Annotated in this window: 14 protein-coding genes and 1 pseudogene; 9 read left to right on the top strand and 6 right to left on the bottom strand. The window is 63.8% G+C overall.

Going from position 1 to position 15,670, the window contains the following annotated elements; genetic code table 11:
* Positions 1–11: 11 nt before the first annotated feature.
* Both ABIG06_RS00625 and ABIG06_RS00620 read right to left on the bottom strand, forming a co-directional pair.
* Complete coding sequence (locus tag ABIG06_RS00625; protein ID WP_370140642.1) at positions 12–1,943, bottom strand: long-chain fatty acid--CoA ligase; 1,932 nt, start codon at positions 1,941–1,943, stop codon at positions 12–14.
* Positions 1,940–2,761 carry an ABC transporter ATP-binding protein gene (locus ABIG06_RS00620; protein WP_370140641.1) on the bottom strand — a complete coding sequence of 274 codons (822 nt, stop codon included), beginning with the start codon at positions 2,759–2,761 and terminating at the stop codon, positions 1,940–1,942. The genes ABIG06_RS00625 and ABIG06_RS00620 overlap by 4 nt, the downstream gene beginning before the upstream one ends.
* Positions 2,762–3,096: 335 nt before the next feature.
* Between ABIG06_RS00620 and ABIG06_RS00615 the strand changes: the two genes are divergently transcribed.
* Positions 3,097–3,771, top strand: coding sequence for a Crp/Fnr family transcriptional regulator (locus ABIG06_RS00615; protein ID WP_028137580.1), 675 nt, complete (start codon positions 3,097–3,099; stop codon positions 3,769–3,771).
* A gap of 12 nt (positions 3,772–3,783) precedes the next feature.
* Here ABIG06_RS00615 and ABIG06_RS00610 read toward each other — a convergent pair whose 3' ends face one another.
* Together ABIG06_RS00610 and ABIG06_RS00605 are read right to left on the bottom strand one after the other, a co-directional pair.
* Positions 3,784–5,043 carry an MFS transporter gene (locus ABIG06_RS00610; RefSeq protein WP_370140640.1) on the bottom strand — a complete coding sequence of 420 codons (1,260 nt, stop codon included), beginning with the start codon at positions 5,041–5,043 and terminating at the stop codon, positions 3,784–3,786.
* Between the two features lie 123 nt (positions 5,044–5,166).
* Positions 5,167–6,006 (bottom strand): uroporphyrinogen-III synthase, encoded by an 840-nt coding sequence (locus tag ABIG06_RS00605; protein WP_370140639.1) that lies wholly within the window; start codon positions 6,004–6,006, stop codon positions 5,167–5,169.
* Positions 6,007–6,176: 170 nt separating this feature from the next.
* Here ABIG06_RS00605 and purU point away from each other — a divergent pair, with 170 nt between their 5' ends.
* The gene (gene purU / locus ABIG06_RS00600; RefSeq protein ID WP_370140638.1) at positions 6,177–7,040 is read left to right on the top strand and encodes a formyltetrahydrofolate deformylase; all 864 of its coding nucleotides are present in this window, start codon (positions 6,177–6,179) and stop codon (positions 7,038–7,040) included.
* A 74-nt stretch (positions 7,041–7,114) separates the two neighbouring features.
* On the opposite strand, the gene ABIG06_RS00595 is transcribed toward purU, so the two are convergent.
* Complete coding sequence (locus tag ABIG06_RS00595; RefSeq protein WP_370140637.1) at positions 7,115–7,399, bottom strand: hypothetical protein; 285 nt, start codon at positions 7,397–7,399, stop codon at positions 7,115–7,117.
* Between the two features lie 509 nt (positions 7,400–7,908).
* On the opposite strand from ABIG06_RS00595, the gene ABIG06_RS00590 reads away from it, so the two are divergent.
* The 6 genes from ABIG06_RS00590 (at position 7,909) to ABIG06_RS00565 (ending at position 13,802) form a co-directional block, all read left to right on the top strand.
* On the top strand, positions 7,909–9,099 hold the full coding sequence (locus ABIG06_RS00590) for an ABC transporter substrate-binding protein (protein WP_370140636.1): 1,191 nt from the start codon (positions 7,909–7,911) through the stop codon (positions 9,097–9,099).
* A 200-nt stretch (positions 9,100–9,299) separates the two neighbouring features.
* The gene (locus ABIG06_RS00585) at positions 9,300–10,169 is read left to right on the top strand and encodes a branched-chain amino acid ABC transporter permease (protein ID WP_370140635.1); all 870 of its coding nucleotides are present in this window, start codon (positions 9,300–9,302) and stop codon (positions 10,167–10,169) included.
* A gap of 8 nt (positions 10,170–10,177) precedes the next feature.
* Positions 10,178–11,206 carry a branched-chain amino acid ABC transporter permease gene (locus ABIG06_RS00580; protein ID WP_370140634.1) on the top strand — a complete coding sequence of 343 codons (1,029 nt, stop codon included), beginning with the start codon at positions 10,178–10,180 and terminating at the stop codon, positions 11,204–11,206.
* A complete protein-coding gene (locus ABIG06_RS00575; protein ID WP_370140633.1) occupies positions 11,203–11,958 on the top strand; it encodes an ABC transporter ATP-binding protein in 756 nt (251 codons plus the stop codon). The genes ABIG06_RS00580 and ABIG06_RS00575 overlap by 4 nt, the downstream gene beginning before the upstream one ends.
* Positions 11,951–12,667 carry an ABC transporter ATP-binding protein gene (locus ABIG06_RS00570; RefSeq protein ID WP_370140632.1) on the top strand — a complete coding sequence of 239 codons (717 nt, stop codon included), beginning with the start codon at positions 11,951–11,953 and terminating at the stop codon, positions 12,665–12,667. Before ABIG06_RS00575 ends, ABIG06_RS00570 begins: the two co-directional genes overlap by 8 nt.
* A 19-nt stretch (positions 12,668–12,686) precedes the next feature.
* Complete coding sequence (locus ABIG06_RS00565) at positions 12,687–13,802, top strand: cobalamin-independent methionine synthase II family protein (RefSeq protein WP_370140631.1); 1,116 nt, start codon at positions 12,687–12,689, stop codon at positions 13,800–13,802.
* Between the two features lie 171 nt (positions 13,803–13,973).
* On the opposite strand, the pseudogene ABIG06_RS00560 reads toward ABIG06_RS00565, so the two are convergent.
* A pseudogene (locus ABIG06_RS00560) lies at positions 13,974–14,205 on the bottom strand (caspase family protein); the annotation flags it as partial.
* 100 nt (positions 14,206–14,305) lie between these two features.
* Here ABIG06_RS00560 and ABIG06_RS00555 point away from each other — a divergent pair.
* Entirely contained in the window at positions 14,306–15,661 is a 1,356-nt protein-coding gene (locus tag ABIG06_RS00555; protein WP_370140630.1) for a hypothetical protein, read from the top strand.
* Positions 15,662–15,670 lie beyond the last annotated feature (9 nt).

Raw genomic sequence — 15,670 nt, 5'->3', positions numbered from 1 at the left:
GACTTCTTGTGTCACTCCGCGGCCTCCGCCATGTGCCCATGCCCGCCGAGATCCACCACGCGTAGCGTGGTACGCACCCGCTGCGTGGTGCCATCCTGGAAGCGGATCACGGTGTCGACGGGAATATCCGCGACGCCGCGGTAGATGGCGTCGATAATCCCTTCATACTTCTCGTTGATGACGCTGCGGCGGACCTTTCTGGTGCGAGTGAGCTCGCCGTCGTCGGCATCGAGCTCCTTGTAGAGCAGCAGGAAGCGCGAGATGCGCTGGGCCGGCGGCAGCGTGGCGTTGACGGTCTCGACCTCCTTCTGCAGCAGGGCGTAAACCTCGGGCCGCGAGGCGAGGTCGCTGTAAGTGGTGAATGAGAGCCGGTTCTTTTCCGCCCATTTCGAGATGATGGAGTAACGGATACAGATCATCGCCGCGAGCGCGTCGCGGCCGGCGCCCAGCACGACGGCCTCCGCGATATAGGGCGAGAATTTCAGCTTGTTCTCGATGAATTGCGGCGAGAAGCGCTCGCCGCGCGAGGTCTCCGCGAGATCCTTGATGCGGTCGATGACGACGAGCTGCTGGTCGGCGTTGAAATAGCCGGCGTCGCCGGAGCACATCCAGCCGTCCTTGATGTCGGCGACGCTCGCCTCGGGATTCTTGTAGTAGCCGAGGAACATGTTGGGGTGCCGCACCACGATCTCACCGACGCCGTGGACGTCGGCATTGTCGATTCGGATCTCGATGCTGTCGGCCATCGGCACGCCGGTCGTATCAGGGTCGACCTTGCCCTCGGGATGCAGCGTATAGGCCCCCAGCAGCTCGGTCTGGCCGTACAGCGTGCGCAGCGGCACGCCCATGGCCTGGAAGAATTTGAAGGTTTCGGGGCCGAGCGCTGCGCCGCCGGTGGCGGCCGACCGCAGGCGGGTGAAGCCGAGGCGGTCGCGCAGCGCGCGGAACAGGATCGCGTCGGCAAAGCCCGAGCGCTTGCCCTGTTCAAGCGCGGCAAGACCCGACTTCATGCCGATGTCGAACAGGCGCTGCTTGAAGGGCGTTGCGTCCATCACCTTGGCACGGACGTCGGCCGCGATCGATTCCCAGACCCGTGGCGCGAACAGCACGAAGGTCGGCGCAATCTCGCGCAAATCGTTCATCATCGTGTCGGGCTCTTCGACGAAGTTGACCTTCATCCGGCACAAGAGGCCTTTGCCGAGCACGTAGACCTGCTCCATGATCCAGGGCAGCGGCAGCACCGAGACGTATTCGTCATCGGGCCCCTTGGGGTCGAAGGCGAGATAGGTCGCGCAATGGCCGAGCACGCGGCCGGCGGCGAGCATCGCAAGTTTTGGATGCGAGGTGGTGCCTGACGTCGTGCAGAGGATTGCGACGTCCTCGCCCTTGGTGGCATCGACCAGCCTGTCGTAAAGCTCCGGCTCCCGCGCAGCACGTGCCCGGCCGAGCTCGGCAAACTTCTCCGCCGCCATCAGCCGGGGGTCGTCGTATTTCCGCATCCCGCGCGGATCGGAATAGATGATGTGCTTCAGCCTGGGCACGCGCTCGGCGAGCGTGAGCAGCTTGTCGACCTGCTCCTCGTCCTCGGCGAAAACCAGCTGCGCCTCACCATAGTTGAGGAGATATGAGGCCTCCTCGTCGAGCACGTCGCGATAAAGTCCGAGGCTGAGGCCGCCGATCGCATGCGTCGCGACTTCCGCCGCGACCCAGTCCGGCCGGTTGTCGCCGATGATGCCGATGACATCACCGCGACCAAGACCGAGTTCGACCAGGCCGAGCGCGAAATCGCGCACCCGTGTCTGGTAGTCGTTCCAGGTGAAGATGCGCCAGAGCCCGAGATCCTTCTCGCGCAGCGCGATCTCGTTGCCGTGCTCCCTGGCATTGAGCCGGAGCATTTTCGGATAGGTGTCGGCCTGCGCGACGCGCCCTGCATAATCCATCATGCCGCGCTCTCCTGCGCCGGCGGAGCGTCGTCGGGATCGACCAGCACCTCGTCCTCCTCGCCGAGATAGGCGCGCCTGACGTGGGGATCGGCGAGCACGGTAACCGGATCGCCTTCGGCGATCTTCTTGCCGAAATCCAGCACCATGACGCGATGGGAGATGTCCATCACCACGCCCATGTCGTGCTCGATCATCACCACCGTCATCCCGAACTCCTCGTTGAGATCGACGATGTAGCGGGCCATGTCCTCCTTCTCCTCGAAGTTCATGCCAGCCATGGGCTCGTCGAGGAGAATGAGACGCGGCTCCAGCGCCATGGCGCGGGCGAGCTCCACGCGCTTGCGCAGGCCGTAGGAGAGAGTGCCCGCGGTCGCCTTGCGCACCGACTGCAGGTCGAGGAAATCGATGATCTCCTCGACCTTGCGGCGGTGCTCGAGCTCTTCCTTGCGCGCGCCGGTGAGCCAGTATAGCGAGCCCGTCAGGAAATTGTTCTTCAGGAGGTGATGGCGGCCGACCATGATGTTGTCGAGCACGCTCATATGGTGGAACAGCGCCAGGTTCTGGAAGGTGCGGCCGATGCCGAGCGAGGCGCGGGCATTCGGCGTCAAACCAGTGATGTCGCGGCCTAGGTAGAAGAGCTGGCCTTCGGTGGGCTTGTAGCGACCGGAAATACAGTTCACGATCGAGGTCTTGCCAGCGCCGTTGGGGCCGATGATCGAGAACAGCTCGCCCTCTCTAATGGCGAAGCCGACGTCGGTCAGCGCTCGGACGCCGCCGAATCGCAAGGACACGCCGCGCACTTCAAGACTGGTAGCCACCAAACGAATCCCTCCCGGTCATGGCGCATTTTAGCGGCGCTCTTCGTCCGTTCTGTCGGGCGATCCTAGTACGGCGGTGACGGTGAGGCCATGCAGCAGATGGTCTCGACCGGAGCCCCGCACTCTCGTTCCCGTTTGGGATCGAAAGCCGTATCGCCCGAGGTGGTCCTCAATAGGGGAAAGCGCTATTTTGAAATGTCTCCCGGCTGACAATTCTGCGACAAAGTTTGCCGGACGGCAGCGGCGTTCATCTTTGGTCGAATGGCGGTCGAAATCATCATGTTGCAATGCAGCAGAGGGCGGAGTGACGAAACCGTGCGGCTGGCCGCGAGATCATGATTTCAGAAGATCATCTGAAGCGCGTCGCCGCCTGGTCGCGCGAGCTCACGCAAGCGGAGATCGAGGTCGCGCGTGCCGGAATCACGGAACGGTCCTACGGCACCGGCGAGACCGTGTTCATGCGCGGGGACATTTTTGCTTACTGGGCCGGCATGGTGAGCGGCCTGGCCCGCATGGGCGGGGTCTCGCGCGACGGCAAGGAGACCAGCCTTGCCGGGTTGACGGCAGGGGCCTGGTTTGGCGAGGGCAGCGTGCTCAAGAACGAGCCGCGCCGCTATGACGTGGTCGCACTGCGCGACAGCCGCGTCGCACTGATGGAGCGCAGTGCCTTCATGTGGCTGTTCGAGAACAGCGTCGGCTTCAACCGCTTTCTGGTGCGCCAGCTCAATGAGCGGCTGGGCCAGTTCATCGGCATGCTCGAGGTCAACCGGACGCTCGACGCCACCGCGCGCCTCGCCCGCAGCATTGCTTCGCTGTTCAACCCGATCCTCTATCCCGAATCGACCGCGCATCTGGAGATCACCCAGGAGGAGATCGGGGCGCTTTCCGGCATGTCCAGGCAGAACGCCAACCGTGCGCTGAACCGACTGGAGAAAGAGGGGCTGCTGCGGCTGGAATATGGCGGCGTCACCATCCTCGATATCGAGCGGCTGCGCGGGTATGGGGATTAGGGCGGATATTCGTCACCGCGCATTGGCGGGGGCATGGACCGGCCAGAGGTCGGCGCGCCAACGCACCGCGATCGCCAGCATCGCGAAGAAGCCCGCGGCGGCATAGAGCGAGCCCGTCGCGGAATAGCCGATGACGTCGATCAGACTGCCGGCCGCGAGCAGTCCGATCGGCAAGCCATAGATCACCATCATGCGCACGCCCATGACGCGGCCTCGCAGATGTGCGCTCGCGGTGCGCATCAGGATCACCGCCGCCGATATCATCGACATGCTCTGGGCGATGCCGGCGAGAACGAGGCAGGCCATCGCCACCGGCAAGGTCCTGACCTCGACGAATACCAGCAGCATGGCGTACCAGGCCAGCGTCGCGCCGATCAGGAGCCGGGCAATGCGCACGCCACTGACCAGGCTGAGCGTGATGGAGCCGATCAGCGAGCCGACGGCGAAGCTCGCCGAGAGATAACCGAGGCCGGTCTGGTCGGTATGAAAGATCTCTCGCGCGATGTAGGGCAACAATCCGCCCGTGAAGGGAAAAGCGGTGAGATTGGCCAGGAAGGCGACGCACAGCGCCGCGCGCATTCCCGGGCCATTCCAGGCATAGACGATGCCTTCCTTCAGATCGCCCAGCAATCTCGAAACGGCGTGACTGTTCGGCGGGAGATCGCTCGTGGTGATGGACCTTTTCGGCCGTGTCAGACAAAGCATCAGAAGAGCGGCCATGAGGTAGAGTCCGGCAATCGCCACATACACGAGCCCAATTCCAAGGACGGTGAACAGCCCGGCGCCCGTCAATGCTCCCGCGATGCGCGCACTGTCCTGGGTCGTGCGCGCAACACTGATGGCGCCGACCAGTTGCTCGGCCGGCATGATCTCGGCAAGCAGCGCACCCCGGACGCCGAGATCGGAGGGACGAATCAGCCCCATGATCGCGACGATGATCATGACGCTCAGCGGCGACAAATGACCGGTCAGTGCCAGGACCATGATGGTCGACGATAGCGCCGTATAGGCAAGACGCATCACGACCAGGAGATCGCGATGACCCATGCGGTCGCCGATCATGCCGAACACCGGCGCGACCAGTGTCCCGACGAACTGGAGCGAGGCAAGCACGGTGAGCAGCAGCACCGATCCTGTCTCGACCATGATGTACCAGCCGAGCACCAACGTCTCCACCTCGAAGGCCCAGGAGGTGAGCAGATCGGATGGCCATTGAAAGCGATAATTGCGAATGCGGAACGGCGCGAGCGCAGAAGGTCGTGCTGTGCTCAAGGCGCGATGGCTCGTGTCACGGCGATTCCCTGCCCGTGTGAATTTCTTTTCATTTCCCGCAACCTAGGGCCGACGCCGCGCGTGTCAATCTGAACCGCCGCATGCCGCTCCCGCGCTTGGCTCCTATCTGGCGGTCGTCGGCTTCCGCTCGGCCAGCGCCGCGGCCATTGCCGAAATTAATGGACGCATGAAATAGGCGTCCTCTGGCGGCGAGATGTCAGTGCGCAGACCATGCGCGGCGAGTTCACCGGAGACTGCCGGGCCGACCGAGGCGATCAGCGTGCGCTCAAGCCCGGCGCGAAGACGCGCCTCGACGCCATGCGCCTTCGCGGCCTCGATCAGGCGACGAACCTGGCCGAGATTGGTCAGGGCAATCGAATCGATCCGCCCCTCGGCCATGGCGTCGATGGCGGCGACGATGTTGGCATCCGCCGCCTTGGAATCGTAGACATAGGGAAGCACGGTATCGACGGCGGCGCCCTGCGCGGTCAGCGCGCCGGTCAGCGCGCCGTGGTCCTTGTCTGGATAGAGCTGGAGACCGAGGCGTCGTCCTTTCAGGTCGAGCCTGGCCAGCATCTCAATCACGCCCTCGGTGGTCGGCTTCTCCGTTGTCTGCTCTGCCTCGAGACCGATCTCGCGTAGCGCCTTGCCGGGCTTCGGGCCGCGGGTGAATTTTCGCGCTTTGGCGAGTGCCGCGACAAGGGTGGTGTCGAGCCCGCGGGCGCCAGCGAGCTTCATGATCCGGCGCAGGCCTTCGCCCGTCATCAGCACGAGATCGTCGAAGGGCTTGTCGATGGCACGGCGAATCCAGGCCTCCACCGGAGCAGGGTCCGGAGCATCATGGATGGTGAACATCGGGCATTGCACGACATCGGCGCCTTGCTCGACCAGAAGCTTCGAAAACTGCGCCTCCTCGCGCGTTTCCAGGATCAATATGCGGTAGCCGTTCAAACGGTCGGCCATGGGTATGCTCCGGTCATGAATCGCAATCGTCCGTTCATCCTGACTCTGCGCTTCATGTTGAAGCAAGTCTTGGGATTGGCGCAAGGGCGGGGTCGGTGCTAGAGCAGGACGCAAATCGCGGGTAGTTCCGCTGCACAAACCTTCATCACGAGCCAAGCCCGTTCATCAACATGCCCGACCATCAATATGTCCTGACCCTGTCCTGTCCGGATCGCCCCGGCATCGTCTCGGCGGTGTCGACGTTCCTTGCCCACAACGGACAGAACATCCTCGACGCCCAGCAGTTCGATGACGTCGAGACCGAGAAGTTTTTCATGCGGGTGGTGTTCACAGCAGCCGATCTTGCCGTGGAACTGTCGGCGCTGCAGACCGGCTTTGCCGCGATCGCCGAACGTTTCGGCATGGAGTGGCAGATGCGCGATCGCGCTGCGCATCGCAAGGTGATGCTGCTGGTGTCGAAATCCGACCACTGCCTGGTCGACATCCTCTATCGCTGGCGCACCGGCGAATTGCCGATGATCCCGACGGCGATCGTCTCCAACCATCCGCGCGAAGTCTATGCCGGGCTCGATTTCGGCGGCATCCCGTTCCACCATCTGCCCGTGACCAAGGAGACCAAGCGCGAGCAAGAGGCGCAGATCATCGACCTCGTCGGCAAGACGAAGACCGATCTGGTGGTGCTCGCACGCTATATGCAGATCCTGTCGGACGATCTATCGGCAAAGCTGTCGGGGCGCTGCATCAACATCCACCACTCGTTCCTGCCGGGCTTCAAGGGCGCCAAGCCCTATCACCAGGCCCATGAGCGCGGCGTCAAGCTGATCGGCGCTACCGCGCATTACGTCACGCGCGATCTCGACGAGGGTCCGATCATCGATCAGGACGTCGAGCGCATCAGCCATCGCGACACGCCGGAAGATCTGGTCCGCAAGGGCCGGGACATCGAGCGCCGCGTGCTGGCACGGGCCATCCGCTATCATCTCGACGATCGCGTCATCCTCAACGGCCGCAAGACGGTGGTGTTCGTGGACTAGCAAACAGTGAGTGGCCAATAGCGAGTGGAGCGGGGGGCGTCCTATTCGCTATTCCCTATTCGCCATTCGCTTCCTCAGCGCCCCGCGCCAGCCGACGCCGTTCCCGTTGCGGCCTTCTGGGCCTGCTCTTCCTTCTCGCGATCTGCCGCCGGCAGCAGGCGCTTGCGTTCGCGCTCCTTCATGTAGGCGTCGTATTGCGGCGTGCCCGGTCGCGGCGGAGCATCGGCGGGCAGGCCGCCGGCCCATTGCGGGACGTAGTCGCCCATGCCGGCGGAGAGTTTCTCGTTGACCGTCCCGCAGCCGGATAGCGCTGCGGCGAGCGCAACGAGGACGAGGGCGGAACGAAGAGACTTGGGCATTGTGTGGGCGCGCGCGTTCGGTCACTGGACGCCGGCTCGGGCCGGCGAGGAGAGGAGTAGCCTTCAACAAGGTAAAATAGACTTATTCGAGGTAGGTAATTTACTACCGAGTTGTGCTCGGCTGACGCGGGCGGATGTACAGATTCTGCAAAAGAAAGACGAAATCCTCCATGCACGCGATCCTTCGCATTTCTGGACTTGGTGCCAGGCTCGCGACAACATGGCTTAGCCCGCGGCAGGGGTTTTCGTTGACAAGTCCATTTTGTTTGTACATTCGTACAAATGAAGGCGGTGCTCGAGCTGCTCCGATGCGGTGGCACCGCGTCCAGTCGATCGGTCTTCAGGGCACTCGGGCTGTGCCGAAGGGCCGCCGAACGTCCGATTGACAAGCACGGCGCGAAAGACGCCCATGTGGCGCCGCCAGAGCACTTGCGGCAGCTAAGGTGAAGGCAAGGGCCGGGCACTCGGTCCAGGGCACAAGAGTCAGGAATGAAGGGGAGGGACATCTGATGTTCGAACGCAAACAACTGTCGCATAAGGCGACTTGGGCCGCCGCGGTTGCGGCCATTGCAGGCCTTGCCGGCATCGCGCCTGCGAAGGCCCAGGACAGCGTCAAGATCGGTCTGATCCTGCCGATGACGGGCGGCCAGGCCTCGACCGGCAAGCAGATCGAGAACGCGATCAAGCTCTACATCCAGCAGAAGGGCGACACTGTCGCCGGCAAGAAGATCGAGATCATCGTCAAGGACGATGCTGCGATCCCGGACAAGACCAAGACCGCCGCGCAGGAGCTGATCGTCAACGACAAGGTCAATTTCATCGCCGGCTTTGGCGTGACGCCGGCCGCGCTCGCTGCTGCGCCGCTCGCCACGCAGGCCAAGATTCCGGAAGTTGTGATGGCAGCCGGCACTTCCATCATCACCGAGCGCTCGCCCTATATCGTGCGCACCAGCTTCACGCTGGCGCAGTCCTCGACCATCATCGGCGACTGGGCGGTGAAGAACGGCATCAAGAAGGTTGCGACCCTGACTTCGGACTACGCGCCGGGCAATGACGCGCTGAACTTCTTCAAGCAGCATTTCACGGCCGGCGGCGGCGAGGTGGTCGAAGAGGTCAAGGTGCCGCTGCAAAACCCCGACTTCGCGCCGTTCCTGCAGCGCATGAAGGACGCCAAGCCCGATGCGATCTTCGTATTCGTGCCGGCGGGCCAGGGTGGCAACTTCATGAAGCAATATGCCGAGCGCGGCCTCGACAAGGCCGGCATCAAGGTGATCGGGCCCGGCGACGTCACCGATGACGACCTGCTCAACAACATGGGCGATGCCGTGCTCGGCACCGTCACCGCGCACCTCTATTCCGCGGCGCATCCCTCGCAGATGAACAAGGATTTCGTCGCAGCCTACAAGAAGGCCTTTGGCAACCGTCCCGGCTTCATGGCCGTGGGCGGCTATGACGGCATCCATCTGATCTACGAGGCGCTGAAGAAGACAGGCGGCGATACCAACGGCGACAAGCTGATCGAAGCCATGAAGGGCCAGAAGTGGGAGAGCCCGCGCGGCCCGATCTCGATCGATCCCGAGACCCGTGACATCGTGCAGAACATCTACATCCGCAAGGTCGAGAAGGTCGATGGCGAGCTCTACAATGTCGAGTTCGCGACCTTCGAAGCCGTCAAGGACCTCGGTAAGACCAAGAAGTGACGCGCGAGAGCGCGTCATCCCGGGGCGCGCCTCTTACCTCTCCCGCTTGCGGGAGAGGTCGGCGCAAAGCGCCGGGTGAGGGTTGTCTCCTCTGGGGGAGTCTTCGTCGTTGAAGCACCCTCTCCCCAACCCTCCCCCGCAAGCGGGGGAGGGAGCGCAGTAAGGCACTTGGCTAAACCTGAAATAATTCCCGGCCCCCGATGACCGCAATCCTCACCAACCTGTTCGATGGCGTTGCCTACGGCATGCTGCTGTTCGTGCTCGCCTGCGGGCTCGCGGTCACGCTCGGCCTGATGAACTTCGTCAATCTCGCCCACGGCGCCTTCGCCATGGCCGGCGGTTATGTCTGCATGGTGCTGGTCAACCGGATGGGCTGGCCGTTCTTCGCCGCCCTGCCGCTCGCCTTCGTCTCCGCAGCCGCAATCGGCATCCTGCTCGAACGCACGCTGTACCGCCACCTTTATGCGCGCAGCCATCTCGACCAGGTCCTGTTCACCATCGGCCTGACTTTCATGTCGGTGGCGGCCGTCGACTACATCCAGGGCTCCTCGCGCGTCTTCATCAATTTGCCGGCCGCGCTCCAGGGCCAGTTCGACCTGTTCGGCATCGGCATCGGCCGCTACCGGCTGATGATCATCGTGATCTGCGGCCTGCTCACCATCGCGCTTCAGATGGTGCTGGCCAAGACCCGCTTCGGCAGCCGCCTGCGCGCCGCGGTCGATGACCCGCGCGCCGCCAGTGGCCTCGGCATCAACGTGCCGCAGGTGTTCGCCTTTACCTTCGCATTCGGATGCGGGCTCGCCGGCCTCGGCGGCGCGCTCAGCGCGGAGATCCTCGGCCTCGACCCATATTTCCCGCTGAAATTCATGATCTACTTCCTGATCGTGGTCACCGTGGGCGGCTCCTCTTCGATCACGGGCCCGTTCCTGGCCTCGCTCCTGCTCGGCATCGGCGACGTCGCCGGCAAGTATTACGTGCCGAAGATGGGCCCCTTCGTGATCTACACCATGATGATCGTGATCCTGATCTGGCGCCCGAACGGCCTGTTCGGACGCACGGCCGCGCGTTGAGTTCGCCGATGAGCGCTTCGTCCGACGTCGGTTATCACGCCCAGCGCCAGGCGCGGTGGCACTACGGCGAAATCGCCTTCTGGCTGATCGTGCTGGCCTGCGGCTTCGCCTTTCCCAACCGATACCTGATCATGACCGACATCCTGCGGCTCGCGCTGTTCACGATGTCGCTCGACCTGGTCCTCGGCTATGCCGGCATCGTCTCGCTCGGCCATGCCGCGTTCTTCGGCGTCGGCGCCTATGCCGCGGGGCTTCTTGCGCTTCATGGCATCGTCAACGAGCCCGTGCTGGCGCTGATCGTCGCCGGTCTTGCGGCGATGGTGCTCGGCTTTGCCACCAGTTTCCTGGTGATCCGCGGCGTCGACCTGACGCGCCTGATGGTCACGCTTGGAATCGCCCTGCTGCTGGAGGCGCTCGCCGAGCGCTTCTCCAACATCACCGGCGGCACCGACGGCCTGCAGGGCATCGAGATGCAGCCGATCTTCGGCGTGATCCCCTTCGACATGTTCGGCAAGGCCGGCTTCTTCTATTCGCTGGCTGTCCTGTTCCTACTGTTCCTGTTCGCCCGCCGCGTCGTGCATTCGCCGTTCGGCCTGTCGCTGCGCGCGATCAAGAACAATCCGCTCCGGGCCGCCGCCATCGGCATTCCTGTCAACCGCCGCCTGATCGCGATCTACACGCTGGCTGCGTTCTATGCCGGTATCGCGGGCGCGCTGTTCACCCAGACCACCGCGATCGCCTCGCTCGACGTGTTCGCCTTCGAGCGTTCCGCCGATCTGATGCTGGTGCTCGTCATCGGCGGCACCGGCTATCTCTATGGCGGCCTGATCGGCGCGGTGGTGTTCCGCATGCTCCAGGAATTGTTCTCGACCATCACGCCGCAATACTGGCAGTTCTGGATCGGCCTCGTGCTGGTCGTGATCGTGCTGATCGGTCGCCAGCGGCTGCATCGCTGGGTGCTCTACGTGCCCAACCTGATCATCAAGCAGGTCGCCGGGCGCAAGGCCGTCGTTGCCGTGCCGGAGAGCGACGCATGACCATCGCGCTCGAAACGAAGAATCTCGAAAAGCAGTTCGGCGGCCTGCGCGTCACCCGCGACCTCTCCTTGAAGATCGAGCAGGGCGCCCGCCACGCGCTGATCGGGCCGAACGGCGCCGGCAAGACCACCGTCATCAACCAGCTCACCGGGGTGCTCAAGCCGAATTCGGGCCGCATCCTGCTCGAAGGCCAGGACATCACCGACCTGCCCGTGCACAGGCGCGTGCTGCGCGGCCTGTCGCGCACCTTCCAGATCAACCAGCTCTATCCCGACCTGACCCCGCTCGAGACCATCGGCCTTGCCGTTTCCGAGCGTCTCGGCCATGGCGGCGACTGGTGGCGGCGGATGGGCACGCGCAGCGATGTCAATGACGAGATTGCCGAACTGCTGGCGCGCTTCCACCTGCTCGACGTCATGAACGAGCAGACCGTGACGCTGCCCTATGGCAAGCAGCGCCTGCTCGAGATCGCGGTCGCCATTGCAGCCAAGCCGCGCGTGCTGCTGCTCGACGAGCCCGCCGCCGGCGTACCCGAGAGCGAGCGCCATGACATTCTCGCCGTCGTAGGCAGCCTGCCGCGCGACGTCACCGTGCTCTTGATCGAGCACGACATGGACCTCGTATTCTCCTTCGCCGACCGCATCTCCGTGCTGGTCTCCGGTGCGTTGCTGACGGAGGGGCCACCCGAGCAAGTCGCGCGCGATCCGCAGGTGAAGGCCGTCTATCTCGGCGAGGAGGCGGTCAATGTCTGACCTGCTCGCGATCGATTCCTTGCGCGCCGGCTACGGCGAGGCCGTGGTGCTGCCGAAGATGAGCTTGCGCCTCGCCGAGGGCCAGGTGCTGGCGCTGCTCGGACGCAACGGCACCGGCAAGACCACGTTGATCAATTCCATCGTCGGCGTCACGCGCCGTTTCGCAGGCAGCATCGCGCTCGCCGGCACTGATATCACCTTGCTTCGATCCGACCAGCGGGCGCGCGCCGGCATCGGCTGGGTGCCGCAGGAGCGCAACATTTTCCGCTCGCTCACGGTGGAGGAGAACATGACCGCGGTGGCGCAGCCCGGTCCCTGGACCGTCGAGAAGGTCTACGAGATGTTCCCGCGACTGAAGGAGCGGCGCAGCAACTTTGGCAACCAGCTCTCCGGTGGCGAGCAGCAGATGCTGGCGATCGGCCGCGCACTGACCCTGAACCCGAAAGTCCTGCTGCTGGACGAGCCGACCGAGGGGCTTGCGCCCATCATCGTCGAGGAACTGCTGAAGGCGATCGGGACCATCACGCGATCCGGAGGCATCTGCTCCATCATCGTCGAGCAGAATGCCCAAAAGATTCTGGGGCTGGCCGACCGCGTTGTGATATTGGAGCGCGGAACGATCGTCCACGATGCCCCGAGCGCCGCGCTGAAGACCGACCCCTCCGTCCTGGAGCGCCATCTCGGCGTCGCCGGGGCGGCGGCCCACTAAGATGTCCAGGGAGTAACACATGCAGCGAACCAAAGCCCCCTTCCGCGCCGACGAGGTCGGCAGTCTCTTGCGTCCGGCCAAGATCAAGGAGGCGCGCGCCAGGCTCGAGAAGGGCGAGATCTCGGCCGACGATCTGCGCAAGATCGAAGATATGGAGATCGAAAAGGTCGTGCACAAGCAGGCCTCGATTGGCCTGAAGCTCGCGACCGACGGCGAATTCCGCCGCTCCTGGTGGCATTTCGACTTTCTGGCCAAGCTCACCGGCTGCGAGCTGTTCCACCCCGAGACTGGCATCCAGTTCGCGGGCGTGCAGACTCGTCATGATGCCGTCCGCGTCATCGGCAAGCTCGACTTCCCCGACAACCATCCGATGCTGGATCACTTCCGCTTCCTGAAGAAGTACGCCGACCAGGCCCACGTCACCGCGAAGATGACGATCCCGTCGCCGGCGGTGCTGCACTTCCGCGGCGGCCGCAAGTCGATCTCCAAAGACGTCTATCCCGATCTCGACGCCTTCTACGAGGACCTGGGCAAGACCTACCGCAAGGCGGTGAAGGCGTTCTACGATGCCGGCTGCCGCTATCTCCAGTTCGACGATACCGTCTGGGCCTATCTCTGTTCGCAGGACGAATTGCAGAAGGCGCGTGAGCGCGGCGACAATCCCGACGGCCTCCAGCAGATCTATGCGCGCATCATCAACTACGCGCTGGCCGAGAAGCCCGCCGACATGGTGGTGACGACGCATGTCTGCCGCGGCAATTTCCGCTCCACCTGGATCTCCTCCGGCGGCTACGAGCCGGTGGCCGAGACCATGCTTGCCGGCACCAATTACGACGGTTACTTCCTCGAATACGACAGCGACCGCGCCGGCGGCTTCGAGCCGCTGCGCTTCCTGCCCAAGGGCAACAAGGTCGTCGTGGTCGGCGTCATCACCTCGAAGTTCGGTGAGCTCGAGAAGAAGGACGACATCAAGCGCCGCCTGGAAGAAGCCGCCAAGTTCGCGCCCCTGGAGCAGCTCGCGCTGTCGCCGCAATGCGGCTTTGCCTCGACGGAAGAGGGCAACGTCCTCTCCGAGGAGGAGCAATGGGCCAAGCTCAGCCTTGCGGTCGAGATCGCGAAGGAAGTGTGGGGCTAGTAAGTCCTCGCGGCCAAGGCTCACGCGTGGCCCGGACGCGCTGCAACGCTCTTGCGTTACTGCGCAGAGCCGGGACCCATGCTGCTCGACTTGCTCTTTGGAGATATGGGCCCCGGCTCTGCAGCGCACCGCTGAAGTAGCGCTGCGCTGCGTCCGGGGCATGAGAGCATCTCACCTCTCCGCCAGATAGACCTCCCCAAGCAGCGGCGAGTTCGACCACGGCACCTGATTGTTCTTCGGCCGACACCAACCTCAGCCCGCACCCGCGCCAGCATTCTCCTGCGCCGCCACGCCCGGCGTGCCGACATGGCGCGAGAGCGGCGGAGCAAGGCGAGGTCGCGCCTTCGCCGTCGGGTGGGATCTCGCCCGGCGCGGTCGCGTACCCGATCAGCTGCGGCTCGCCGCGGAGCGATCGAGACGCCGGACCTATGCGCCTATTCCCTAAGTGGGCAGAATTTGCTAAGACACGGATCCCAACCTGTCTGCCCACTGCGTCCCACCCCATGAAGAACGACGAAATCCTGAGCCAGATCACGGAGTTCTGCCGCAAGGCGGACATGGCGGAATCGACGTTCGGCCGACGCGCGGTGAACGATGGGAAGCTGGTGCATCGCCTGCGCGAGGGAAAGCGGATCACCATCGACACGCTGGAGCGGATCCAGGCCTATATGGCCGCATCGATGGCCGGCGGCATGCCGCCGCCGCGCGGACTTCAGGTCCCGCCCGAAAAGCGCGATCCACGCGGCAATTTCCGGTTCTTCGAGAACCGGCAGAAATACCTGCTGTTCGTCCACACCTGCAGCGAAAAGCGGGTGATCGCAGACAGGGTCGCGCTGGAACTGGCCTCCATCCATCCGCGCCCGCCGGCCTTGCGCCTGTTCGACGCCGGCGTCGGCGACGGCACGGTGCTGGCGCGGGTGCTGCGCGCAACGCACCAGCGCTTTCCAAACATGCCGTTCTATGTCGCCGGCAAGGAGCTCAGTCTGGAGGACCTGCGCCTGACGCTGGAGAAGGTGCCGGATCGCATTTTCGAGCATCCCGCGTCGGTATTCGTCTTCACCAACATGTTTTACGCGGAGGCGCCCTGGCTCACGCCGGCATCGCCTGCTGCGGCGGCCGCCACCGTCTGGCACGAAGTGCCGCTCCGTGGCGCTTCGTCGGGCGAGTTCGAGCAGCAGATCGCGGAGCTGAGGCCTTTCCTGGAGCAGAACTGGCGTGCCGCGATCAGCCCCCGCACCGCCATGCCGCTCTACGAGCGGCCCGTCGTCCTCGTGCTCTATCGCGAGGACCACAGATTCCTTTTGGATTCGACCATTCCGCGGCCGGGACAGGCCGAGGCCAATTTCGACCTCGTCATCGCTTCCCAGCCTTACCGCGCCCTGTCCTCGGTCAATTTCCGGGCCAAGCGCATCATTGCACCCCTGGCGCGCGCGCTGCGGCCGGGGGGGCGGCTGATCGGAATCCACTCCCATGGCCAGGATCCCGGCATGGAAATGATCCAGGCGATCTGGCCGGGAGAAAATCCTTTCTCAGTGAGCCGTCATGAGCTATTGCGCGCAGTTAAATATGAACTTGGATCGGTGGGCCGCGACTTAAATTTTAATGCATACGCGGACAACCGTTCGATCTTCAGGTATGATATGGAAGCGCTGCCCAACGAGGTCACCGGCACTATCGGAACCTCGACAGCCTTTGCAGCGTGGAATGCGGCGGTGTATGTCGCTCAGATTGAGGACGACCGATTGACGGAAATGACTCAAAACGGCCGGACCCTGGATGCCGCCAGGGACGTGCTGCGAAAGTATAATGGTCTCTGGTTTCTCGACGAATCCTACGTCATCTCGCGCCGGCGTGATTGACATCATCAA

Source organism: Bradyrhizobium sp. USDA 326 (assembly GCF_049739485.1).
Lineage (GTDB): Bacteria > Pseudomonadota > Alphaproteobacteria > Rhizobiales > Xanthobacteraceae > Bradyrhizobium.
Note: the sequence above shows the minus strand (reverse complement) of the source record. Positions and strands in the feature narration are given on the sequence as shown.